Source organism: Caulobacter sp. (genome assembly GCF_049283275.1).
Lineage (GTDB): Bacteria > Pseudomonadota > Alphaproteobacteria > Caulobacterales > Caulobacteraceae > Caulobacter.
In genome coordinates, this window is sequence record NZ_JBAPVS010000300.1 from 1 (window position 1) to 25,195 (window position 25,195).

16 protein-coding genes are annotated in these 25,195 nt (G+C 68.0%); 10 read left to right on the plus strand and 6 right to left on the minus strand.

Annotation, left to right across the window (positions count from 1 at the left end; translation table 11 throughout):
* The first annotated feature begins 13 nt into the window (after positions 1-13).
* Together WAL33_RS17040 and WAL33_RS17045 are read left to right on the plus strand one after the other, a co-directional pair.
* The gene (locus tag WAL33_RS17040) at positions 14-12,250 is read left to right on the plus strand and encodes a filamentous haemagglutinin family protein (protein WP_422182713.1); all 12,237 of its coding nucleotides are present in this window, start codon (positions 14-16) and stop codon (positions 12,248-12,250) included.
* A gap of 90 nt (positions 12,251-12,340) precedes the next feature.
* Complete coding sequence (locus WAL33_RS17045; RefSeq protein ID WP_422182714.1) at positions 12,341-13,291, plus strand: M23 family metallopeptidase; 951 nt, start codon at positions 12,341-12,343, stop codon at positions 13,289-13,291.
* A gap of 68 nt (positions 13,292-13,359) precedes the next feature.
* Here WAL33_RS17045 and WAL33_RS17050 read toward each other — a convergent pair whose 3' ends face one another.
* Both WAL33_RS17050 and WAL33_RS17055 read right to left on the minus strand, forming a co-directional pair.
* Complete coding sequence (locus WAL33_RS17050; RefSeq protein ID WP_422182715.1) at positions 13,360-14,970, minus strand: substrate-binding domain-containing protein; 1,611 nt, start codon at positions 14,968-14,970, stop codon at positions 13,360-13,362.
* A gap of 363 nt (positions 14,971-15,333) precedes the next feature.
* Entirely contained in the window at positions 15,334-16,077 is a 744-nt protein-coding gene (locus WAL33_RS17055; RefSeq protein WP_422182716.1) for an autoinducer binding domain-containing protein, read from the minus strand.
* A 360-nt stretch (positions 16,078-16,437) separates the two neighbouring features.
* On the opposite strand from WAL33_RS17055, the gene WAL33_RS17060 reads away from it, so the two are divergent.
* A complete protein-coding gene (locus tag WAL33_RS17060; RefSeq protein WP_422182717.1) occupies positions 16,438-16,875 on the plus strand; it encodes a helix-turn-helix domain-containing protein in 438 nt (145 codons plus the stop codon).
* A gap of 193 nt (positions 16,876-17,068) precedes the next feature.
* On the opposite strand, the gene WAL33_RS17065 is transcribed toward WAL33_RS17060, so the two are convergent.
* The 4 genes from WAL33_RS17065 to WAL33_RS17080 all read right to left on the minus strand — a co-directional run bounded on the left by WAL33_RS17065 (position 17,069) and on the right by WAL33_RS17080 (position 18,862).
* A complete protein-coding gene (locus WAL33_RS17065; RefSeq protein WP_422182718.1) occupies positions 17,069-17,548 on the minus strand; it encodes a hypothetical protein in 480 nt (159 codons plus the stop codon).
* A gap of 78 nt (positions 17,549-17,626) precedes the next feature.
* Positions 17,627-18,214, minus strand: coding sequence for an OmpH family outer membrane protein (locus WAL33_RS17070; RefSeq protein WP_422182719.1), 588 nt, complete (start codon positions 18,212-18,214; stop codon positions 17,627-17,629).
* A gap of 3 nt (positions 18,215-18,217) precedes the next feature.
* Positions 18,218-18,574, minus strand: a complete 357-nt coding sequence (locus WAL33_RS17075) for a SapC family protein (RefSeq protein WP_422182728.1) — start codon at positions 18,572-18,574, stop codon at positions 18,218-18,220.
* A 45-nt stretch (positions 18,575-18,619) separates the two neighbouring features.
* Positions 18,620-18,862, minus strand: coding sequence for a hypothetical protein (locus WAL33_RS17080; protein WP_422182720.1), 243 nt, complete (start codon positions 18,860-18,862; stop codon positions 18,620-18,622).
* Positions 18,863-18,994: 132 nt separating this feature from the next.
* Here WAL33_RS17080 and ccoN point away from each other — a divergent pair, with 132 nt between their 5' ends.
* From ccoN to WAL33_RS17115, 7 genes are all read left to right on the plus strand, one after another.
* Entirely contained in the window at positions 18,995-20,671 is a 1,677-nt protein-coding gene (gene ccoN / locus WAL33_RS17085; protein WP_422182721.1) for a cytochrome-c oxidase, cbb3-type subunit I, read from the plus strand.
* 10 nt (positions 20,672-20,681) lie between these two features.
* A complete protein-coding gene (gene ccoO, locus WAL33_RS17090) occupies positions 20,682-21,425 on the plus strand; it encodes a cytochrome-c oxidase, cbb3-type subunit II (protein ID WP_422182722.1) in 744 nt (247 codons plus the stop codon).
* Positions 21,426-21,429: 4 nt separating this feature from the next.
* On the plus strand, positions 21,430-21,588 hold the full coding sequence (locus tag WAL33_RS17095; RefSeq protein ID WP_422182723.1) for a cbb3-type cytochrome c oxidase subunit 3: 159 nt from the start codon (positions 21,430-21,432) through the stop codon (positions 21,586-21,588).
* Positions 21,588-22,457, plus strand: coding sequence for a cytochrome-c oxidase, cbb3-type subunit III (gene ccoP, locus WAL33_RS17100; RefSeq protein ID WP_422182724.1), 870 nt, complete (start codon positions 21,588-21,590; stop codon positions 22,455-22,457). Before WAL33_RS17095 ends, ccoP begins: the two co-directional genes overlap by 1 nt.
* Positions 22,458-22,462: 5 nt before the next feature.
* Entirely contained in the window at positions 22,463-23,956 is a 1,494-nt protein-coding gene (gene ccoG, locus WAL33_RS17105; RefSeq protein ID WP_422182725.1) for a cytochrome c oxidase accessory protein CcoG, read from the plus strand.
* Complete coding sequence (locus tag WAL33_RS17110; RefSeq protein ID WP_422182726.1) at positions 23,956-24,456, plus strand: FixH family protein; 501 nt, start codon at positions 23,956-23,958, stop codon at positions 24,454-24,456. The genes ccoG and WAL33_RS17110 overlap by 1 nt, the downstream gene beginning before the upstream one ends.
* A partial coding sequence (locus WAL33_RS17115; RefSeq protein WP_422182727.1) for a cation transporter occupies positions 24,453-25,195 on the plus strand: 743 nt, incomplete at its 3' end. The genes WAL33_RS17110 and WAL33_RS17115, both read left to right, overlap by 4 nt.

A 25,195-nucleotide genomic window follows, 5' to 3' on the forward strand; every position in this document is an offset into this window, starting at 1 on the left:
CACGGCGGCGGGCGTGCCCAACGGCCTGGGCGCCGGCGGCCTGGCCCCGGTGGCCAATCCCAACGCCTTCGACAGCGGCGCCGGCCTCAATCTCTGGAAGGGCGCCAATCTGCCCACCCAGACGACGAACGCCGACGGCTCGATCCTGGTCGACGTCAAGCAGACCGAAAGCCGGGCGATCCTGTCGTGGGAGACGTTCAATGTCGGCCGCAACACCACGCTGAACTTCGATCAGAGCATCAACGGCGCCGCGCAACGGGACTGGATCGTCGTCAACCGCGTGGTCGGCCGGCTGGATCCGTCCACCGGCCTGCGGAGCAGCGCCGACGCGCCCGCCCCCAGCCGCGTCCTCGGCGCGATCAAGGCCCCCGGCACGGTCCTGGTCATCAACCAGAACGGCGTCATCTTCGGCGCCGGCGCCCAGGTGAACACCGGCTCGCTTCTGGCCTCGACCCTGGAGATCGGGCGCGCGACACGGGACGTCAACAGCGTCACTCAGACGCTATCGATCGCCGACCGCAACGACGAGTTCCTGACCTTCGGCCTGTTCGGCGTCGAACGGGTGAGCACCGACTCCCCCCACCCCGCCTTCTCACGGTCGCCCCTGGCCAACCCGCCAACCTCCGATCCGCTGTTGAACGATCTGATACAGGTGGAGGCCGGTGCACAGATCATCAGCGACAAGGGCGGCTATGTCATCCTTGCGGGACCCAAGGTCAGCAATGCGGGCCTGATCAGCAGCAACCAGGGCCAAGTCAGTCTGGTCGCCGGATCGAACCTTTTTCTCGCGGCGTCCAGCGGCGCGCCCGATTCGATAGATCCGAACATCCGCGGCCTGTCGGTCGATCCCCAGGCGCAGGGACCCACCGGCTTCGGCACGACCCAACCTGACGCGGCCTTGGACTACGCCGAGAACAAGGGGATCATTCATTCCGCCGAGGGCTACGCTTCGGTCACCGCGCCATTCGGCGGCGCGGCGATCAATTCCGGCATCATCACCGCCACAACCAGCGTCTCGCGCAACGGCTTCGTGCAGCTTGACGGAAAATCGGTCCAGCTCGCGACAGGCGGCGTGATCGCGATCACGCCCGAGGACCAGGGGTCGATCCCGCGAGATTTCAAGTCCCTGAGCGATTTCAAGACCTCGAAGATCAAGATCGGCGATGAACGCTCCAGTATCGAGATCGCCTCCAACAGCCTGATCTACGCCCCCAGCGCCAATGTCGAGATCGGCGCGGCGCCCGGAGAGACGACGCAGATTTCCACGGAAGCGATCTTCTCGACGAGCGGATCTCGGGTCTTTGTCGACAGTAACGCGGTGATCGACGTCTCCGGCCTCAAGGATGTCCAGATCGCAGCCTCGCGCAACAGCATCAAGATCTCGCCCGTCAAGGGCAATGAACTGGCTGACAGCCCAGGATACCGGGACAGCTTTCTCAACGGTGCGACGCTCTATCTGGACCCACGCCTTTCGGGTGTCCGCTCGGACGGGGCCGCCTGGATTGGCTCCCCCCTGGTCTCGGCCGCCAGCTACGCCGAGCAGGTCGGCGTCACGGCGTCCGAACTGATGACCAAGGGTGGGAATGTCTCGTTGGGCGTCGTCGGCAAGGCTCAAGCCTCGGGCCTGTCCACCGCCCCCGACGTGATCGTCAAGCGCGGCGCCCAGATCGACATCAGCGGCGGTTGGGTGAGCTACCAGGCCGGAATGGTCCGCACGAGCAAGCTGGTCGACATCACCGGCGCCGTCGTCGATGTCGGCGAGGCCGATCCGGACAATGTCTATATCGGCCTCTACAGCGGCTTCATCGAAAGCCAGCCGCGCTTCGGCCTCGTGCGGACCTTCGCCAATCCGCTGCTGACCAGCGCCCGCTACGCCGCCGGCTATAGCGAAGGCCGCGACGCCGGCTCCCTGACCATCAAGTCCTCCCAGCCTCTGCTCGAAGGAACGATCTACGCGGACGCCTTCCCCGGCGAAGCCCAGAAACAGACCGCCCAGATTGGAAACGGCAAGCCGACAGTCTACGGCGACCATCGGGCCCTGCAGGGCGCGGCGTCGCAACTCCCCGTCGGCGGTTTGCTGAAGATCCAGGCGCTGAGTCTCTTGCGCGATGGGACCACATCACAGAGCATCAGCGGCGGCGGCGACATCCGCATCGTGGCGGGCGAAGCCCCCGTCCTTGGCGACGGCCTGAACTTTGGCCAGTCTGTTTCGATCGGCGCTGACGGCCTCCTCATCACGCCCGCGCGCCCCGCCGATTCCGTGCTTCCGCTGGAAGACCACAAGGCGCTGCTGCTCGGCGCCGACACCCTTTCCCACATGGGGCTGGGCCAGTTGTCCCTGAGCACGTCCGGCGCGCTGACGGTCGAGGAGGGCGCCGACCTGGTTCTGAGCCCCGGCGGCATCTTCGAGGCCGTTGCGGGCCGAACCCTTCGCGTCGACGGATCGATCACCGCCGCCTCGGGCCGTCTCAGTCTCGAAACGATCGCCAGCCAGGGCTCCCTTTTCGCGCCCACGGGCCCCGCGGGTCCGGGCGACTACGATCTCATCGTCAACGGAACGCTGTCGACGGCCGGATTGTGGGTGAACGACTTCGGCGCCAAGCCCGGCGCGCTGCAAGGTTCCGCCCATATCGACGGCGGCTCGATCCGACTGAAGAGCGCGCCGCGCATGCTTGTCGGCCCCGACAACGCATCCACCACCAATCCTAGTGCGCCGAGCGAAAACATCGATATCAGCGGCAGCATTCTGCTGAACGGGCCCAACACGCTGATCGATGTGTCGAGCGGGGGTTACGTCGCGCCAGACGGAACCTTGAACCTCACCGCCAAGGGCGGCGATGTCAGCCTGATCAACGAGACCACCTACTTCCAGATCGGCGTCAACGGCACCAACACCCCCGTCAGCGGCGGCGTGACCGGCGTTCGCGGCGGGGGATCCAACGTCGCGATCAATCCGGCCCAAGCCGTGGCCAGGGTGGCGATCGGCGAAGGCGCGATCCGCGGGAACGGCTTCGGCGGCGGCGGCACGTTCAGCCTGACCACGCCCAAGATCGAGCTGGGCGAAGGCGAGGCGCCCGTCGGCACGCGCCTGGCTCTCGATTTCTTCTCCAAGGCCGGGTTCGCCAACTACGAGATCAAGTCGTACGGAACCTCGCTGACGCCGAACACCTTCGACAACGGCTTGGGCGGCTACAACGCCGTGCTCGCCACCCAGACGCTCACGATCGGTGACGGCCAGGTTCTGAATCTCAGTCAGTCACGATACGCCTCGCGCCTCGACGCAGGCCAGGTCGGGGCGCTGCGAGCTCTCGAAAGCGGCGGACGCATCTCGGACATCCTCCAGCCCACGATCCAGCCTGAAGCCTGGGACCAGTTGGCGGTCAACCTCTCGTTCAGCGGCTTGGTCGAGTTGAAGGTGGCTCAGGGCGGACAGGTCCTCGGGGCGGCCGGGTCGTCGATCGGCGCTTCCAGGATCTTGAACCAGGGTCTGATACGCCTGGCCGGCGGCTCGGTGGTGCAAACGGCCGCCCTGCCGGAGTTCTACACGAGAAACGCCGTGGTTTCAGGCCGCAGCCTGTCGGACCTGTTCAGCACGGGCCCGGACGGCGTGATCGATCCGACGGCCATGTCGGTCGCCAAACCCGCCCAAACCAACGCACAGCTGGCCGCGACCGGCATGTTCTATCTGTTGGGCGAGTTGGATGCGGATGTCGGCGTTCAGCTTGATCCGGGCAGCGTCACCGATCTTTCCGGAACCAGCATCCGCAATCCCTACGCCCAGGCCCTGACCCGGGACGGTCGACAGGTGGTGACGGGCCGCGTCGTCGCGGGTGGATCCCTAACGACCGCCGTCGCTCGCCCCGGCAGCGGCAACATGGCCTCGGACGTCTCGCCGTTCACCAACTCCGTCTACTCGGGCGGAGGGGCCTACCCGAGCAGCCTCGAAAATCGCCTCGGACTGGACTTCAAGGCCGCGTCCGGCGCGACCCTCGATCTCTCCGGGGCCAACGACATCTTCGACCAGCCCGGCGACGGCGGCCTCTACGCGCCGGCCGCCCAATGGAGCGCGGGCGGCTCCCTGGTCCTCGGCGCGGGCGGCACGTTCGGCGACGCGACGATCCTGGCCCGCGGCGGCGCGGCTCAAGCCGCCGGCGGCATGCTGGTCATGCCCGATCTCGTCTTGACCGCCGCCCCCTCGACGTCGCCGGTTCGCAACACCCTGGCGGCGAGCCGCATCGAGGCCAGCGGCTTCGACACCCTTGTCGTGCGGGGCTCGTTGAACAGCGCGGATCCGGACGTCTCCCTGAAGCTCGGCTCGGCCTTTTACCTGACCTCCAAGCCCTGGGACGGACGCGTGGATCTCAGCAGCGCGAGCGTCCGCCAGAGCTTGTCGCCCACGCTCGGGGCCGGCGGCGCGCTGAGGATCAGCGCGCCCTATATCTCGCTGGCCGGTGATTTCCAGACATTGAACACCCCGCTAACCGGCGTTGCGGGCAGCGGTCAGATCACCTTCGACGCCCAGGCCATGGACGTCAGCGGCGCCGTGCTCTTCGACCGTTCGGTGGCGAAAACCACCTTCAATGTCGTCAACGACCTGCGCCTTACCGGCGTTACCCCCTACCAGACCCGCTTTGATCTCGGAGGGACCCCGCCGAGCCCCAGCCTGGTCGGCCAACTGGCGGTCAACGGCGACCTGTCGATCGTGGCCAGCCAAGTCTACGCCACCACAGGATCGACCTTCACCGTCAGTTCGGCGGGCGTCAACGGACAGATCGCGATCGGGCGCAGCTCCGCTCAGACCCCGACCGCGCCCTACTCGGCCGGCAGCACCCTCAACATCCAGGCGGCCAATATCGTGCAGGGCGGCGTCCTGCGCGCGCCCCTCGGCACGTTGAACCTGGGGACCCAGGCCGCGCCGAGCCCGTTCGCGCCGGCCACGACCTCGCTCGTCCTGGCGGACGGAAGCGTCACCTCGGTTTCGGCCGAGGGCCTGTCGATCCCGTACGGCGTGACCACGGACCAACGGGAATACTATTTCACCCCGACCACGGCGACACCGCTGACCGGCCCGCCGACGGGCGTGCTGAACATGGCCGGAAACGCCATCACGACCGAAGTCGGCGCCACGATCGACCTCAGCGGCGGCGGCGACGTCTACGCCTACGAATTCATACCTGGGCCAGGTGGATCGCGCGACGTCCTCAGCCAATTCAACCCCGACGCGTTCAGCGGCAACGACGGCTATCAGTATGCTGATCATCGTCAGGTCTACGCCGTCGTGCCGGGCCTCTCGAACGCTCAGCTCGCCGCCTACGATCCGATCTACTCGGCCAACTACGGCGCGCTCCAGGAGCCGTCCGGCGCGGGCCGACGCGTCTATCTGGACGCCGCGCCGGGCCTGGCGGCTGGTTGGTACACCCTGTTGCCCGCTCAATACGCGATGCTGCCCGGCGGCGTTCGCGTGGTCGAGAACACCGACGCGGCGACGGTCGTTCCTGGCTCCTCCTTCCGTCACCGCGATGGAAGCCTGTCGGTGGCGGGTCGGTACGGCGGTCTCGGCGGCGCCGAGGATTCACGGCTGCGGGTGTTCAACATTCAGGATCAATCGGTGATCCGATCCTATTCCAACCTGGCGCTCACCTCGGCCAACACCAGCTTCGCCGACCAGGCCCTGCGGAATGGAACGGCGGCGCCTCGCCTGCCTCTCGACGCCGCACGCCTCACCTTCGCGCCGACCAGCAGCCTGGTCCTGCAAGGCGCGTTCCGCACCGCGCCGGCGAAGGGCGGCCGCGGCGCCCAGGCCGACATCACCGGCGAGCGCATCGCGATCGTCTCGGACGTCGGCGCACCCATCGCGGGCGTCGTTCAGCTCGACGCCGATCAGTTGTCGTCGCTGAACGTCGAAAGCCTGATGATCGGCGGCTTGCGCACCGACCTCGCCGACGGGACCACCAACCTGCGGGTCACCGCGCGAGAAATCCGCGTCAGCAACGACGCGGCCCACCCCCTCGCCGCGCCCGATATCCTGCTGGCGGTCGATCGGTGGACCGCCGCCAGCACCGGCGCCTTGATCGTGGAGAACGGCGCGGCGATCACGGCCCGCGGCGTCACCTCCGACACCCGCACCGGCGACTACGTCATCAACGGCGCGAGCGCCCTAACCCAGAGCGCCCAAGGCGCCGTATTGCGCGTCTCGAACGGCCCTCAGCGGGCGGTCTCGCGAACCAACGTCGTCGCCGCGCAGCCCAAGGCTCTTCTGGACCTGGGCGCCGCGACGCTCTCCGCCGGATCGGTGCTGCTGGAGTCGAACGGCGACTTCGCGATCGACCCCGGCGCCCTCATTGCGGCGGACGATCTCACGCTGAACGCCGCCGAGATCCACTTTACCGACACCTTCAACGGCCAGGGCGGCTTGGTCGTCTCGTCCAGCCTGCTCGCCAGCCTTGGCGCCGCCCGGACTCTCACCCTGCGCACGCCTTCGGTGATCGATTTCAGCGCCGGCGAATACCAATTCGGCGACGCCGTCTTCAACGCCAGCGGCATTGCGGTCGCCGGGGGCGTGGGCGCGGTCTCGGTCAAGGCCGACAGCCTGGTCCTGACCAACAGCCAGGCCCAGGCGGCGGCCTGCACGATCTCGGGGCCGCTGGCCTGTGGCGCGGGTGAAATCGCGCTCCAAGCCAAGACCCTGGCGTTCGGCTCAGGCGATCTGCGCCTCTACGGCGCCGGACAGGGCTTGACCTTGGTCGCGACGACCGGGCTCTTCTATGAGGGCAAAGGATCGCTGGACGCCGGCGCCGCGCCGCTGAGCATCCAGACGCCGCTGATCGCCGATCGCGCGGCCAAGCCGCGCGCTGGCGTCGCGGCGGTCGTGCCCGCGCTGTCGCTCACCACCACTGGCGCCGTGACGATCAGCGGCGCTGGAAGCCCGTCGGCCTTGCCCGAAGGCGTCGCTGGCTCGGCCCTGACCATCGCGGGCGACACGCTCACCGTGACCGGCTCGACCCTGCGCGCGACCTCCGGGTCCTTGAAGCTCGTCGCGAACGGCGCGCTGACCGTCGGCGCGGGCGCCGTGCTGTCGACGCCGGGCTACGCCAAGACCTTCGGAGACGCCGCCGATCCCTACCAGGTGTCCGCTCCGGGCGGGACCCTGACCCTGACCTCGGTCAGCGGTGACGTCGACCTCGCCTCGGGCTCGACCCTGTCGGTCGGCGGCGGCGCGGGCGAGGCCGGCGACCTGGTGTTGAACGCGGCCCGTGGCGCGGTTCGCTTCAATGGGGCGCTGGACTTCACCGCGCCCGGCGGCGGCGGCGGCTTCGCCCTCAACGAGGCGGGCGCCTTCGATCTGTCGACCTTCCAGACGATCGCTGGCGGCTTCACCGGCGACATCGCGGTGCAAACCGGGACGGGCGACCTGACGCTGGCCGCCGGCCAGACGCTGAAGGCCGGCAATCTCACGCTCGTCGCGGACGGCGGTCGCGTGGACATCGGCGGCAAGATCGACGTCTCCGGCGTCAATGGCGGCGCGGTGCGGTTGACGGGCGCCGACGGCGTCACCCTGCGCGGCGGATCGACGATCCTGGCCCGCGCCACGGGTTACGACGTCTCGGCCACCCGCGTGGCCGAAGGCGGTTTGGTCCTGCTCGGGACCTCCGGCGCCGGCGACATCGACGTGCAGTCCGGCGCGATCATCGACGTCGGCGCGGCGCACGACCAAGCACGACTGGTCAGGACCCGCGAAAACGGAGTCACCAATTATCGGCTCGTCGACGCCGACCGCGGCGGCGAGGTGATCCTGCGCGCGCCCGCTCTGGGCCCCGACGGCGCGCAGACCGTCGACGTCCGTTTCGCTGGAACGATCAACGGCGCCGACAGCATCGTGCTGGAAGGCTTCAAGGCGTATGACCTCGGCCAGGTCGCTTCCAGCGGCATGACCGGCGTGACGATCACGAACAACGTCGCCACCCTGGATCTTCGCACGGCCGGCACGAACTTCTTGGCCAGCATCGCCCCCGGGACCGTCCCCTATTTCGTACGCAACTTCGACGTCTCGGCGTCGTACGGCGACCTCGGCGGCCTGGCTGGCCTGGGGAACTTCCACGCCCGTCCCGGGATCGAGCTCGACTACTCCGGCTCCATCGTCCTGGCGTCCAACTGGAACCTGGGCGCGGGGACCGTGAACGTCGCCGGCGCGGTGTCGGCCGGACTGATGGCCGCCCATCCGCAGATCGCCGGCGCCTTCTACGTCAAGGCCGGCTCGGAAGGTCGACTGCTCTCCGACTTCACCGACATGACCTATCGCGTCGATGGTCGCGCGGACGGCGAGGCGCCCGGCCTGACCGTCCGGGCGGGCGGCGACCTGACCCTGAGGGGCAGCATCACCGACGGCTTCTTCACCTTCGGCGACCAGACCGACCCGGCCTTCCTGAGCATCGCGATCGGCGAAGGCAGCCGGGTCTATAACGGCTTCTTGGCGGCCACCTGCACCGGGACCTGCCAGGTCCCCAATTTCACGAACGTCGGACCGGTTCCCACCCAGCGCATCAATTTCGCCCTCCCCGCGACCCTGGTGAACTTCGTGACGCTGGACAACCCCGCGCCTTACCGGGCGGCCGCGAACACGGCGGCGGCGCTCGGCTCGGGAACCGGCGGCGCCGGAGATCCGATCGCCAGCGCCGATCTGTTCCCGCTGATCGACACCGGGACAGGTCCGCGCCCCATGGCCTCGTCTTCGCTGCAGTTGACGGCGGGCGCGGCGCGGGACGCCGGCGGGGCCTTCAGCGCCGACCCGACGCGACTGCAGGCGGGCGTCAACGCCAACCTGATCATGGACGGTCGGGGGTCCTACACCTACGCCGATGGCGCGGCCGGGACGGCGACCTATTCCAACACCCTTCTGCTCAAAACCTCGGATTCCCGGCTCGTGCCCGCCAGTCAATGGCTGGCGGCGCAGCTCGCCGCCAATCCCGGTCTGACGACGGAATCCTACACCGTCATCAGCCTCGGCAGCGCGCCGGCCGCCTTCCGGACCGCTCTGCAAAGCTACATCACCAGCTATTTCGCCGGCCAGCCGGCCAGCAGCTACGTTCTGACGGGCGCTGTCGGGGCTCGCACCCAGATCGCCACCACGCTCGGCATCGCCGCGGGCTTCTGGCAGTTGGTCGCGGCGAACTGGGCGACGCTGAAGAGCGGCTATCCGGCCCAGACCTCGACCAACGCCGCCTCCGTCACCGTGCCGACCGCCGCGCTGCTGCGGACCGGCGCCGGCTCGATCGGCCTGGCCGCCGCGGGCAATGTCGATCTGCGCAACGGCGCGAGCGTGGTCTATCGCAACGCCAGCACGGGCTTGGTGGGAACCGCAGCCAACGGCTACCAGATGGGCGGCGCGGCGGTCTACACCGCCGGCCACCGCGTGGACCCCAAGCCGATCACCGTGGCCGATCCGGACACCGGTGACTTGATCACGCTGGATCCATCGGCCTATTCCGCGCCGATCGCGCGCAAGACCGACTATCTCTATGGCAGCGGGGCGGCGTCCGTTGCCAACCGTGGCGTGGCGGGCGGGCTCCAGGCCGAGGTCGTCTATGCCGACGGCGGCGGCGACATAACGGTGACCGCCGGCGCCGACCTGCTGGGCCGTCGCGACCCCTACGGCGCCATGCGCGCCACGACCAACGCGACGGGCCTGACCTTCGTGGGCGGCGCCACCCAGCCCTGGCGGGTCGGCGCCGTGGGCCCGATCACCGATATCCGCATCAACAACAAGTTGTTCACCGAAGGCCTGGGAGCCTTGGGCGGCGGCGACATCCGCGTCTCGGCCGGCAACGACGTGTCCGACATCTCCCTGGTCGCCGACACCAGCGTGACGACGGCCGACGTCGGCGGACGCACCGGCAAGGCCCTGATGACCTTCGGCGGCGGCGACGTGGCGCTGCGCGCGGGCGGCGACCTGCTGGGCGGCCGGATCGACATCGGCCGCGGCGATGGCGACATCGTGGTGGGCGGCGACATCCTCGCGGCCGGACTGACCCAGCGTACGACGCCGTCCTCGACCCGCGCCAACACGCTGCGCCTGCGCCTGACGGACGCCCAGATCGACGTCAGCGCCCGCGGCGACACCACCCTCCAGGGCGTCGCCGCCCTCGGTGTCGGCGACATCAACCGTATCGGCTTCTACAGCGGCGATAGCGGCGTTTCACTGCTGACGGGCGGCGCGCTGCGGATCGAAAACGCCGCGACCAATCTCAACAACACCGACGACGTCATCACCAATGGCGGCGCCTCCAACACCAGCAGCGCCAGAATTGCGGCGTATCCCGCCTCGTTCACGGCCGTCGCCTTGAACGGCGATCTTTCCATCGCGCCGCCGGACAACAATCCGTTCGCCGCCCTGCTTTACCCCAGCGCTCGCGGAACCCTGACCTTGGCCGCCGGCGGCGACATCAACCGAACGGCCCTGGCCATGCTGGACAATGATCCCGGCCTGACGCCGGGCGCGTTCACCAGCTACATCAACGATGGCCTCACCGTGACTCGCGGCCTGGCGTTCGTCTTCCCCGCCGTCCTGCCGGACACCAGCCTGGCCAACCGGTACAAGCTGCATGCCGAGAGCGTTCCGCATCTGGGCGACACCACGCCCAACCGCATCTATGCCGACGGCGACATCGAAGCCCTGACCCTGTCCAGCGCCAAGGCGACCCGGGTCAGCGCCGGGCGCGACATCGTCGACATGATGTTCTTCGGCCAGAACCTGTCGCCGACCGACATCACCCGCATCACCGCCGGTCGCGACATCACCGCCACCACCACCCTGCGGCAGGGTTTCGTCTCCGACGGCGCGGGCGGCACGATTTCGAACGGTCTGCTGCCCACGCTGAACGGCAACACCTTCGTCCTGGGTGGTCCGGGCCACCTGTTCCTGGAGGCGGGTCGTGATCTGGGTCCCTTCCTCACCTCGGCCGTCGAGCTTTACCTCACGCCCAACGGCTCGGTGCTGACCACCTATGGCGGCGGCGTGATGACGGTGGGATCCGACTGGAATCCCTGGCTGGGCGACCAGGGCGCCAGCATCGTCACGGCGTTCGGAGTCGGCAAGGGCTCCGACTATGCGGCGCTGCGCGAAACCTATCTGAAGCCCGCGGCGAACGGCGGCGGAACCCAACCGCCGTACGCCCAGGCGTTGATCGACTGGATGCGCGCGGATCACGCCGACGCCCTGGGGACCACTTCCGGAAACGTGGAGGTCGACTACGCCCAGGCCTATCAGGCCTTCGCCGCCCTGCCCGACCTGCAGCAACGGATCTTCCTGCTGCAGGTCTATTTCAACGAGCTCACCCAGACCTCGATCCCGGGTCCGTCTTACCTGAAATATTCGCGCGGCTACGCGGCGGTGAACACCCTGTTCCCCGCCAGCCTCGGCTACACCGCCAACGATCTGACCGGGGGCTCCAACGGCGCGAACAGCCGGGTGCGAACCGGCGATCTCGACCTGCGGCTGGCCACCATCCAGACCGCGCGAGGCGGCGACATCAGCATCCTGGGTCCGGGCGGCGACGTGCTGGCCGGTTCGACGGTCGCCACCGCCCAGCAGGCCGCGCGGCGCAACTTCATTGGTGGAGCGCTCTATGGCGCCATCAGCGCGCCTTCCGTGGCCCAAGCCATCACCGAGATCCCCGCCGGCTTCGAAGGCGTCCTCACCCTGCGCGGCGGCAAGATCTCGGCCTTCACCGACGGCGACTTCGTGCTCAACCAGAGCCGGTTGTTCACGGAACAGGGCGGCGACATCGCCATGTGGTCCTCGAACGGCGACCTGAACGCCGGCCAGGGTCCGAAGACCTCGTCGAGCTTTCCGCCGGTTCGCGTGAAGATCGACACCAACGGCTACGCCACGCTCGACCAGGCCAGTTCGGTCACCGGGGCCGGCATCGCCGCCTTCCAGCCGGCGCCGGGCGTCACCGCGCCCAATGTCTATCTGATAGCGCCGCGCGGCACGGTGGACGCCGGCGACGCCGGGGTGCGGGTGGCCGGCAACCTGTTCGTCGCCGCTCTGTCGGTGTCCAACGCCGACAACTTCAGCGTCCAAGGCGCGACCATCGGCGTGCCGAACACCACGGCGGCCCCCACGGTTGGCGCCGACACCGCCGCCGCCTCCAACGCCGCCACCAAGCTGGCGCAGCAGGCGGCGACGGCCCGACCGCGAGACGACCGCTCCATCATCACCGTCGAGGTGCTGGGCTTCGGGGAGGCGCCCTGAGCCTGGCCCAGGCGCGAGCCGCGGCCGTCGTCAGGCGGTCGCGGTTCACGTCTAGGCTGAAGACACGGAAAGGATTTTGGAGGCGAAGGCATGCGACCAGACCGCGCCATCGTCCTGGGCGGCGCAGGATTGGCCCTCGTCGCGGCAGTGATCGGGGGGGGCGCTGCCGCACGCGTCGCCGCCTCCACACAGGTGGCCAAAGCGATCCAGCCCGAAGCCGACCTGGCCGGTTTCGTCACCGCGCTCGAGGCCGACGCGACCTTGCCAGATGACGCGCGAACGTCCGAACCCACGCCCGCGCGCGTGATCTCCGGCCCCATGGAATCGGTGCTCTATGGCGAGGCCGCCGCCGATCCCAGGATCGTCGCCCAGGCCCTGCGGCTGCTCGGCCATCGTCTAGACCTGACCCGCGATCTCGCCCTGGGCGACACGGTCCGCCTGGTCGTCCGGTCCTCGCCCCTCCCCGCGCTGGACTATGTGGAGCTCGACGCGCGGGGCGGCCGCGTTCAGCTCTATCGCCTCGCTCCCGATGCGGACCGTTTCGTCGACGCCGAGGGCGCGGATCTCGGGCGCGGCCTGCTGCGCACCCCGCTCGAACGCCCCCGGATCACCTCGATCTTCGGACCGCGCCGTCACCCGCTGCTGGGCTATACTCGGCTGCACAAGGGCGTCGATTTCGGCGCCCCGGTCGGCACGCCGGTTCTGGCCGCCGCCGACGGCGTGGTGGAGCGCACGGATTGGGCCGGCGACCATGGCAAGCGCCTTCGCCTGCGGCATGCGGACGGCTGGGAAACCGTCTACGCCCACCTCTCCGCCTGGCGGGTGTCGCCTGGCGATCAGGTGCGCCAGGGTCAGGTGATCGCCCTCACCGGCAATTCTGGTCTCTCCACCGGACCTCACCTGCATTTCGAGGTCCTGCACGACGCCCAGACCATCGATCCCGCCGCCGCCCGACCGCCCTCCCCCCAGCTTTCCCCCGTCGAACAAGCCGCCTTCGACGCCCGCAAGCAGGCGATCGCGGCGTTGCTGGCCGGCGCCTGATACGTCCAAGGCCACAAGAAAAGGCCCCGGCGTGAGCCGGGGCCTCCAAGTTGGCAGGGAAGTAGGTTTTAGGCGCCGGCGAGCGACGAGCAGGCGGCGTTGGTGGCGCTGCCGCCGACCGGGCTGATGGTCAGGCCCAGGCCTTGCGGATCCGTCTGATCCAGGAAGGTCTCGCTGATCGCCGAGAACCAGTCGCTCGGGATCGCGGCCAGGCCCACACGCGGCAGGATGCCGGTGCTGGGGTCGGCGACCAGCGGGTCGTTCAGCAGATCCAGGATGCCCGAACCCGAGTTGGTGATCACCGCCACGTCACTGGCGTTGGCGTAGCAGCTGTAGCTGACCCAGTTGACCGTGCCGATGATCGGATAGCCGTCATCGGGATCGGCCAGCGGCGCGGCCTTGGTCGCCGGTTGAGCCCATTTCGTCGGATCGGCGCGGTCGGCCAGGGCCGGCGGCGCCGAGGCCGAGAACGCCAGGGTGGCGTTGTCAGGGGTCGGTTCGAAGTAGACGGCGTTCTTGTTCTCCAGCACGGCGGCTTGCAGGTTGAAGTTGAAGCCGCTGTTGGCCGAGCCCGGCAGGGTATAGTCGTTGCCGACATAGCCGACGCGCGCCTGGGTGAGCGTGGCGTTGGCCGCGGGATTCTCGGAGAAGGCGAGGTACTTGGCCACGCCGTCGCTGCCATCGGCCACGACGTAGAAGCCCGGCGTTCCCAGGACGGTGCGATTGCCCAGCGCCTTGTTGTAGACGAAGTCGGCGACACCGTTGTTATCGGCGTCGATAAGAGCAATCTTGCCCGCCGCGGTCAGGGCCGAAAGCAGCGTGGAGCCGCCATCGTTGTAGCGGTTGGTGGTGGCCAGCGGACCGCAGATCGACGCCAGGTGGCGGGTGAACAGGCCGCTGGTGCCCGAGCTGTCACGACGGCCGGCCAGGGTGATCGGCGCGGTGAAAGCGGCGGGGTCGGTCGGGTCGCCGCTGACGCCCAGGGCGGACAGGATCGGATCGTTCCAGTCGGTGATCTCGCCGTTGAAGATCTTGCAGTAGGCTTCGCGGCTCAGTTCCAGCTTGCCGCTGGCCGTGCCGAACTGGAGCGAGTAGCTGGTCACGGCGCCGGTGGCGTCGGCCGTCTTCTTGTAGACCGGGTCGAAGGCGATGGCGACGGGGGCCACGGCGACCGGGAACTGCACGACCTTGCCGTAGATCTGGTCGATGCCGCCGGTGGGGACCGTGGCGCTGCCGAACGAGCCGCCGTTGTTGTAGGCGTTGACGTTGGCGGCGGTCAGCGCGTTTTCCGACAGGGCGTAGCTGACACGCGGGAACAGGTTCACCGTCGTGTCGTCGGCGCTGGTCGCGGCGTTGTCGAAGGTGTCGCCCAGCGAGGAGGGGTTGTGCGTGCCGATGGAGGTCAGGCCCGTGCCCGAACCGGTCGAGATGTAGCCGACGGTGTCGCTGGTCAGGGGGCTGCCGCAGACCGACGAAACGACGACTTCCAGCACCGGCGTGGTGCCCGAGGCGAAGGTCTGCTCGTCGGTGCCGTAGCAGTCGCCGAGTTGGCGCCAGTAGGGGGCGATCAGCGAGGAGCCGCCGCCATAGATTTCGCCGGCGCTGGCGCTGGCGGCCAGGGCCGCGCTGGCGGCGAGAATGCTCACGCCCAGGAGGGCGCGGAGTTTCAGCTTAGACATGGGATGATCCTTTTGTCCGTGGTGTGATTGAAACCAGGCTCAAGTCATCGACGCCGGAGCGGGGTTGCTCCGTCGTCTTCGTTTTCCGAACGCAGTGTGTTAGCGCCTTCCTCGACTGACGAGGGAGGTTGAAGCTCGCGACCCTTGAAGATTCCAGCCCCCAAAACTCGCGACAGTTGAATAATGTTCAGAGCATACCTGAGGGTCAACAATCGTTAGTTGAATGTTTCATCACAGTAATGATGTCAATAAAGCGACAACAAAGTAACAAAATCTGAATTCGAAACGCAAAATGCCATCCACTACAAATGTGGATATATAGATTAGGTTGAAATTTGAATTTTTATTAGCTATAACCTCTAGTTACAGCGTAATGACCCCAGCACTGACCGCTCGCGCTACCGCGGCTGTCTTGTTGGGCGCGTCAAGCTTCTCGCCCACGCGCGCTAGATGGAACTGGACGCCGCGCCGGCTGAGCGTGAGCGCCTCCGCGGTCTCCTGCTCGGTGCGCCCCAGGGCGGCCAGACGAAGGACCTGGATCTCGCGACGGCTTAGCCCCAGAACGCGGACGTCGGGCGTTTCGCGCGCCACGCCGTGCAACCGCGCCGCGCCCAGCAGCAACGCCGCCAAGCGCGGATCGTCGCCGCCGGCCTCGGACGTCGCGGCCAGAAAGGGCTCGGGACCGAAGAGGTTCACGAAGGCCGGCCCAGCCGCATAGTCCTGAACCGGCGCGATGACGCCCGAGCGCACGCCCCAGGCTTCGAAGGCCCTCACCACCGGACGCGCGGCGACGTCGCTCGCGACCTGGGCGAGGGTCCATCCAAATGGCGTGAACGCCGTCGCCGCACGGTCGACCAGCGGATCGAGATCCAGATAGCCGCGGCGGCGATAGGCCCCTTCGTCGAAGCCATGGGTCGCGGCCAGCAGCCTGGGCTCAGAACGCGATGGCGACTCCCCTCCGGCGGCAGGCAGGCGATGCCCGACATGCATGTAGATCGCGCCAGCGAAGCCGTGGCGGCGCGCCAAACTGGCCAGACCGTCGCGCAGATCATCGGACTCGCCGGCGCGCTCGGCCTGCGCGACCTGGGCGGTTCTCGCCAAACTCAACGGACGGGCCTCCGCACGGCGCGGATCTGAATGGAGCGAAGATGCCTGCGCTGGGTCATGAGGCTTCCTCCTTCAACGCCCCGTTCAGCGTCATGAGGAAGACAGTCGGCGCCGGCGCTTCGCGACACCGTTTCGCGTGAACTTTTAATGGCGCCGCGAAAGTACGCTCCCGCATAGGGCGAGCCCGGGAATCCGATGTTGACGCAAAAATTTCATCGTCGCGCGTGTCGCGCCCCGACAGCCTCGCTTGTCTGAGGTCGAGGGATATCGGGCGCTCGCATCCGGTCATCCCGCCATTTCCGTCTCGCCCGCCTCGGCGCGCGCAGACGCGATCGAGTTCAGCGACGTCGGGCGAGTTCAATGCACGAAGAGTACGACGGCCCGAACATCGCACAGTCCGCCGACGCCCTGCCCGAAGGCGCGGCGTCATCGCAAAGCCGGGCCGCGGATCGACGCCACGCGGCGCTCTCCTTGGTCGAGAAGGCGGAAAACGCGGTGCTGAGCGCCCTGCCCCGTCGGATCGACGAACAGCAGCTGGCCGCACAGTTCGGCGTCACCCCGGCTCATCTGCGCCAGGCCTTCCGCATGATCCGCAGCGGATCGGTCTACTCCGCCCTGGTCGATCTGCGCCTGCGCGCGGCCCATGACGCCCTGGTCAAGGACCCCACCCTGACGGCCTCGGTGGCCGCCGGCTATTGCGGTTTTGGCCATCTTGGAAACTTCCGGCGCGCCTTTCGGGTGCGCTTTGGACACAATCCGGAAGACGACCGCTCGCCCCCCGGCGCGGCCAACATGTAGTCCCACAGCGCTTGGGGCGGCGTCGCAGCGCCTTGTGGCCGCGATGAACCCGGCGCGGCGGCTTGCGTTCGACCAGATCACTCCGCCGCTCCTGGCGAGCGCCTGGGCGTCTAGGGTGAAGGCAATGACTTCGTCCAGACTTTCGATCTGGCGATCGTCGGCCGACAGGAGGACCCGTCCTCGGCCGAAGGCCTCACCGAAATCCGGACGTTCGCGAGACTGCGCCTCCAGGCGACCTTCCAGGCGATGGCGCCTCGGTCGCGGGCGCCGGTTCGAGGCCGATCGACAGGCGGAGCGGCAGCAACATGTCGCGGGGCGGCGCCTTGGCCAGACGCTGGCCGAGCAACAAGGCTCGCAGGTCGGCGTTGGGCTCGGGGTGCGCGAAGGGCGTGAAATCGACCTTGTTGATCACGCCCTGGCCATCGATCCAGACCCGGATCGGCAGCTGCGCGCGGCTGTCGGCCATCGGATGGGGAAGTTGATCGAGATAGTTCCGCAGCCGCACGGCCGCCGGATCCGACCCGCCAAGCTGATCGATGATCGTCTGGTTGACGAGGCCGGCATAGGCGACCCAGGAGGCCGGGGCCGCCTGCGGCGACAGCGCCGTCGCCGCGGGGGACGCCGAGGGCAAGACGCCGACGATCGCGGCGAGAGCGGCCAGAAGTCTGCGCACGACCACGTCCTTCAAATCGGTTTGCGAGAGAGACGGCGGACCGCTGGCTGTTCACCGGCGGCCCGCCCGTTCGTTCGATCAGCGGGGGGCGGCCGGCAGGGTCTCGCGGTTGAAGCTGATCGTGCTCATCGTGGCGTCCAGGCCCTTGACCACGTCCGGGGTCAGGTCGTTGCTCAGGTTGCCGCCCAGGACGCCGGCCCGGTCGACCAGCAGGCCGCAGCTCTTGGCCTTGTAGGCCTGGGCGATCACCGGCTGGGCGGCGGTGGAGATTTGGTCGAGGGCCTTTTCACGGGTGGCCTCGATCTCGCGCGAGCGCTGCTGGGCCTTGGTCTGCATGGCCTGGACGCGCGGCGCCAGGGCCTGCTCCTTGGCCTGGCGCTGGGCCGGGGTCAGCTTGGCCTGTTCGGCCTGATAGGCCTTCAGATCGACGTCCAGCGCCTTGCGGTCGGTCTCGACCTCGGCCTGGGCTTCCTGGGTCAGTTGCTGCAGCCGGGTCGAGGCGGCGACACCGACCTTGGCGTTGGCGAAGATCGCCTCGCGCGACAGCAGGCAGACGCCAGGGACCAGATTGCCGCCCAGCGGCTGGGCGGGCGCCTGGGCCAGGGCCGGAGCCGCGACGCCGGCGGCTAGAACAAACGCGAGAACACGAAGGGGAAGCAACGCCATGACCTAATCTTTCTTGGTGAAGCGAGGAGCGGATTTGCTGGCGTTTTTGCCAGGGTCCGATGACGGTTTGGCGACCGTGGCCGCACGGGTCGCGCGGCCAGCCCGATCCAGCAGGGCGCAAAAGCGGTCCAGCGAGGCCAGATGGAAGTGAGCCAGGGCCAGCCAGCCCTTGCGACGCCACTCGACCACGACGTCGTCGGCCATCTGCGAGAACCGCTCCGCGGCGATGATCTGGAAGCCATCCAGCCCCGACTTGCGCCCATCCGGCAGGGTCGCGTGGGCGCGCCGATCGATCAGCAGCCCCCGCGCGTTCAGCGTCGCGCTGGCTTGGCGGACTCTCTCACCGCCGCCACGCTCTATTCAAACTAGGTTTCTTGGCCGTTAGCCGGCGTCGGGCGCGACGCGTCAGGCGATGCGCGGGCGCACCGCGGCAAGATGCCGCGTCCCGTAGCGCGCCGACATCGCGGCCAGCGCGGCGAAGCCGACGGCCGCCTCGCACCATGGGCAATGGAGCGTCGGCCCGCGCCCGCAAATCTCGCCCAGCATCCAGACCGACACCATGTGCAGCCAGGCAAACTGGGCGCTGACCCCGGCGCCGATCAGGGCGAAGATCGCGAGACGCGACCAGAATTTAGGCGTGAACGTCACGACGGCGCGACTCCTGTCGAAGGCATCAGCTCACCATCGGAGATTTTCCCGACCTCGCCTTGATGGAAATCAAAGCCGGTCCGCGTCAGGTGCGCAATTTGAGCTCGGGCAGTCCTAGCGACCCGGGGAATCATGACAACGCCATCGGACCTAATCGGCCAGGGGCCGCAGACCGCAAACTCGCACTTGAGCCCTCCAGGGGGATCCAAGGGTTTGCTTGTGTTCTCCGTGATCGCCGTCTGCGCCGCGGTGATGGCGGCTGGACTGACGCAGGATCCGATCTTCCGGCTTCACGCCTGGATCGTCGCCCTGGCCGCGGTGCTCAGCGCCTTCGTGCTGACGGGCAAGCTGTCGGGGGGAACCCTGGTGGACGAGCCCGACCGCTACGCCGACGGCGTGATCAAGGCCGGCGTGATCGCCACCATGTTCTGGGCGGCCGTGGGCCTGCTGGTCGGGGTGGTGATCGCCTGCCAGCTGTCCTGGCCCCGGATCTTCTATTTCCCTGAAGCCGGATGGCTGAACTTCGGCCGGCTGCGGCCCGTCCATACCTCCGGGGTGATCTTCGCGTTCGGCGGCAACGCCCTGATCGCCACCTCGTTCTGGGTCGTGCAGCGCACCTGCAAGGCCCGGCTGGCCGGCGGCATCGCCCCCTGGTTCGTGTTCTGGGGCTATCAGCTGTTCATCGTCCTGGCCGCCACCGGCTATCTGGCCGGCGCCACCCAGGGCCGCGAATACGCCGAACCCGAATGGTACGTCGACATCTGGCTGACCCTGGTCTGGGTGACCTATCTGCTGGTGTTCCTGGGCACGATCTGGAAGCGCAAGGAGCCGCATATCTATGTGGCCAACTGGTTCTACCTGGCCTTCATCGTCACCATCGCCCTGCTGCACCTGGTCAACAACGCCGGCGTCCCGGTCGGTCCGCTGAACCACAAGTCCTACGGCGTCTTCTCGGGCGTCCAGGACGCCCTGGTCCAGTGGTGGTACGGCCACAACGCCGTCGGCTTCTTCCTGACCGCCGGCTTCCTGGGCATGATGTACTACTTCGTGCCCAAGCGCGTGGAGCGGCCGGTCTACAGCTATCGGCTGTCGATCGTGCACTTCTGGTCGCTGATCTTCATCTACATCTGGGCGGGCCCCCACCACCTGCACTACACGGCCCTGCCGCAGTGGGCCCAGACCCTGGGCATGACCTTCTCGATCATGCTGTGGATGCCGTCCTGGGGCGGGATGATCAACGGCCTGATGACCCTGTCGGGCGCCTGGGACAAGCTGCGCACCGACCCGGTCGTGCGGATGATGGTGGTCGCCATCGCCTTCTACGGCATGAGCACCTTCGAAGGCCCGGTGATGTCGATCCGCGCGGTCAACGCGCTGAGCCACTACACCGACTGGACCATCGGCCACGTGCACTCCGGCGCGCTGGGCTGGGTCGGCTTCATCAGCTTCGGGGCCGTCTATTGCCTGGTGCCGTGGCTCTGGAAGAAGCCGGCCATCTATTCCAACAAGTTGATCGAGTGGCACTTCTGGCTCGCGACCGTCGGCATCCTTCTCTACATCGCCGCGATGTGGGTGTCGGGGATCATGGAAGGTCTGATGTGGCGTGAGTACACGCCCCAGGGCTTCCTGGCCTGGAGCTTCATCGAGACGGTCTCGGCCAAGCACATCGAGAACGTCATCCGGATGGTCGGCGGCCTGATGTACCTCGCCGGCGCTCTGATCATGATCTTCAATCTGTGGCGCACGGTCAGCCAATCGACCTCCGCCGAGCCCGCGGTCTCGGCCGCGCCCGCTCCCGCGATCGCCTAAGGATCCCGCGATGTCCCTTTGGAAACACCACGCCAAGTTCGAGCGTCACTCGCTGTGGCTGATCATCGGCATCCTGATCGTCGTCTCGATCGGCGGCCTGGTCGAGATCGCCCCCCTGTTCTGGTTGCAAGGCACGATCGAGAAGGTCGACGGCATGCGGCGCTACACGCCGCTCGAGCTGGAAGGCCGCGACATCTACGTCCGCGAGGGCTGCTATCTCTGCCACTCGCAGATGATCCGTCCCCTGCGCGACGAGGTCGAACGCTACGGCCACTACAGCCTGGCCGCCGAGAGCATGTACGACCACCCCTTCCAATGGGGCTCCAAGCGTACGGGGCCCGACCTGGCGCGGGTGGGCGGAAAATACTCCGACGCCTGGCATCGCGACCACCTGAAGGACCCGCGCTCGGTGGTCCCGGAATCGGTGATGCCGCCCTACCAATTCCTGTCGAACGCCGAGCTCGACTACCGCGACCTGGTCGACAAGATGAAGGCCCAGAAGACGGTCGGCGTGCCCTACACCGACGCCGACCTGGCCAACGCCAAGGCCGATCTGGAGGCCCAGGCCGACCCGTTCTCGACCGATGCGGTCGCCCTGCGCACGCGCTACGGACCCAAGGTGGTCAATCGCGACTTCGACGGCGATCCGGAGAAGATCACCGAGATGGACGCCCTGGTGGCCTATCTGCAGATGCTCGGCACCCTGGTCGACTTCAACTCCTACAAGGCCCAAGCGCCCGAGAACCAGAGGTAGCGGCATGACCTACGAAACCGTCGCCCGCATCGCTCAACAAGGCGGCCTGATCTATTTCGGGCTGATCTTCCTGGTCGGCGTGGGCTTCGCCCTCCGGCCGTCGAAGGCCGCCGAATACAAACGCGCAGCGCGCTTGCCGCTGGAAGACGAGGAGCTGCGCTGATGGCGTCCGAACGCGAAACCGACGAAGTCACCGGCACCGAGACCACCGGCCACGAGTGGGACGGCATCCGCGAACTGGACACCCCCCTGCCGCGCTGGTGGCTGTGGGTCTGGTACGGCTGCATCGCCTTTGCGATCGGCTACTGGATCCTGATGCCCGCCTGGCCGGGCGTGCATGGCTACACCAAGGGGCTGCTGAAGCACTCCGACCGGGTGGATGTCGCCAGCGACCTTCACGCGCTGGACGTCCAGCGCGGCGCGGGCGCGCAGATGATCCGCAAGGTCAGCCTGGAGCAGATCGAACAGGACCCCAAGCTGCAGGCCTACGCCCAGCAGGTCGGCCAGTCGGTGTTCGGCGACAACTGCGCCACCTGCCACGGCGTGGGCGGCACGGGCGGCAAGGGCTATCCGAACCTGCGCGACGACGTCTGGCTGTGGGGCGGCTCGCTGGAGGACATCCAGCACACGATCACCGTCGGCATCCGGTCCGGACACCAGGACGCCCGCTTGTCGCAAATGCCGGCCTACGGACGCGACGAGATGCTGGCGCCCGCCGCCATCGACGACCTGACCGAATATGTGGTCAAGCTGTCGGGCCGGCCGGCCGACGCGGCGGCCGTGGCGCGGGCCGCGCCGGTGTTCGCCGAGCAATGCGTCGCCTGTCATGGCGTCGAAGGCCGCGGCAACCCGGCGCTGGGGGCGCCCAACCTCACCGACGGCGATTGGCTGTACGGGCCCGACCGCGTCGCGATCCGCGGCCAGATCTACGCCGGCAACGGCGGTGTGATGCCCACCTGGCAAGGACGGCTGAGCCCCGAGACCATCAAGGCCCTGGCGGTCTACATCCACGCGAACGCGGGCGGTCAATAGGGGCCATGCCCACGCTCATCGACAACACGCCCCCCAAATCCTTCACCTCGACGGCGGTCTCGGCCGCCGCTCGGGCCAAGGCCAAGGGCGACGCCAAGGGCGGTCTCTACAAGCCCCGCGAGCCGATCTATCCGAAGCTGGTCCACGGGCGCTGGCGAACGGTGAAATGGGCGATGCTGATCGCCACCCTGGCGGTCTATTACATCACGCCGTGGATCCGATGGGCGCGCCCTGGCGAGCTACCCCAACAGGCGGTCTTGGTGGATTTCACCGGCCGCCGTTTCTACTTTTTCGACATCCAGCTGTGGCCGCAGGAAGTCTACATCTTCACCGGCCTGATGGTTATGGGCGCCCTGGCCCTGTTCCTGGTCAGCGCGCTGTTTGGCCGCCTGTGGTGCGGATACACCTGCCCCCAGACCGTCTGGACCGACCTCTACATCGTGGTCGAGCGTGCGTTCGAGGGCGATCGCAACGCCCGCATGCGGCTGGACGCCCAACCGCTGTCGTTCAACAAGGTCTGGCGCAAGACCGGCAAGCACCTGACCTGGCTGGGCATCGCCTTCGGCACCGGCGGCGCCTGGATCTTCTATTTCCACGACGCCCCGACGCTGATCCGAACCTTCTGGATCGGTCAGGGCGCGATGACGGCCTACGTCTCCTGCGCCCTGCTGACGGCCACCACCTACATCTTCGCCGGATGGATGCGCGAACAGGTCTGCACCTACATGTGCCCCTGGCCGCGGATCCAGAGCGCCATGCTGGACGAGCACTCGCTGCAGGTGGCCTATCTGCGCGACCGCGGCGAACCCCGAGGCGCGCACAAGAAGGGTCAATCCTGGGAGGGCCGAGGCGATTGCATCGACTGCAACCAGTGCGTGGTCGTGTGCCCGATGGGCATCGACATCCGCGACGGCAGCCAGTTGGAATGCATCAATTGCGGCCTCTGCGTCGACGCCTGCGACGACATCCTGGGTCGGCTTGGGCGGCCGACCGGGCTGATCGCCTATGACTCCGTCGACGCCGTCGCCGCGCGCGCCAACGGTCAGAAGGCGGTCTACAAGCTGGTTCGCCCGCGCACCGTCTTCTATGCGTTCGCCCTGGCCCTGGTTTCGGCCCTGACCCTTTGGGCCCTGATCGGCCGGCCCGAGGCCGAGCTTCATGTCATCGGCGACCGCAACCCCGTCTTCGTCCGCATGCACGATGGCGCGGTGCGCAACGGCTACACCCTGAAGATCGCCAATCGGACCTTCGCCAACCGAACCTTCGAGATCGCCTTCTCGGGGATCGAAGGGGTCCGCCTCAGCCAGCCCGGCCGGGCGGCGGGATCCAGCATCGGCGTCGTCGTGCCCGCCGATCAGGTGGTGGCCGTGCGGGTGTTCGTCACCGCGCCGCCGAACGATCTGCGCCCGGCCAGCCTGCCAGGACGCTTCGTCGTCCGCTCGGGCGACATCGAGACCCAAGCCAAGACCGTCTTCCTCTCCGGAGCCGTGAACCAGTGATGGCCGCCCCCTTCCCCGCCCAACCGGCCTCCCCGTCCGTCAAGGGACAGATCACCGGCAAGCACGTCCTGATCGGCGTGGTGCTGTTCTTCACCCTGGTCGTCGGGGTGGACGCGTTCTTCATGGTGAAAGCCTACAGCACCTTCTCCGGCCAGGTCGCCTCCAACCCCTACGAGGCGGGGCTGGCCTTCAACCGCACCCTGGCCCTGCGCGAGCGGGAAGCGGCGCTGGGCTGGACCGCCGAGGCGGCTGTCCCCAGGCCGGGCGTGGTGGCCTTGCGGATGAAGGACAAGACCGGCCAGCCGCTGTCCGCCCTGTCGCTGACCGGGACGCTGGAGCGGCCCGCCACCGAGATCGGGCGCCAGGTTCTGGCCTTCCGGCCCACCGGCGACGGCTGGTACGAGGCCAGCGCCAAGCTGGACGGCGCGTGGGATCTGCGGGCCACGGCGCGAAACGCCCAGGATCAGTTCGAGATCGAAACCCGGTTGGTGGCTCGATGAGCCAGAGCCTGGCCATACCGCGCGACCTGGAGGCGTTCGTCCACCGTGACGCGGCGGGCAAGGGCCGCCTGGAGCTGCTGGTCAGCGGCGCCCGATGCGCCGCCTGCATCGGCAAGATCGAAAAGGCCGTGGCCGCCGTGCCCGGCGTCGAGGGCGCGCGCCTGAACCTGACCACGGGCAAGCTGGCGGTTGATCTGGGCGCCAGCTCGACCGACCCCGACCGGGTGGTGGAAGCGGTCGAGGGGATGGGCTATCGCGCCTGCCTGTTCGACCCGACCGAGGCCGCCGCCGCCCAGGACCGCGAAGGACGCGAGTTGGCCGTCGCCCTGGGCGTGGCCGGCTTCGGGGCCGGCAATGTGATGATGTTCACCGTGCCGGCCTGGGCGGGGCTGTTCGGCCAGGAGCTGAACGCCTCGACCCTAACGGTGATGTACTGGATGGCCGCCATCGTCGCGACCCCGTGCGCCCTGTTCGCGGGCCGCCCGTTCTTCCGATCGGCCTGGGCGTCGCTGCGGCGCGGCAAGGCCAATATGGACGTGCCGATCTCTATCGGGGTGATCCTGACCCTGATCGTCAGCTTCTCCGAGACCATCCTGGGCGGACGGCACGCCTATTTCGACGCGGCGGTCACCCTGCTGTTCCTGCTGCTGATCGGCCGCTACCTGGACCATCGCCTGCGCGCCAACGCCCGGTCGGCGGCCCGCGACCTGCTGGCCCTGCAGTCGCCCGTGGCCATCCG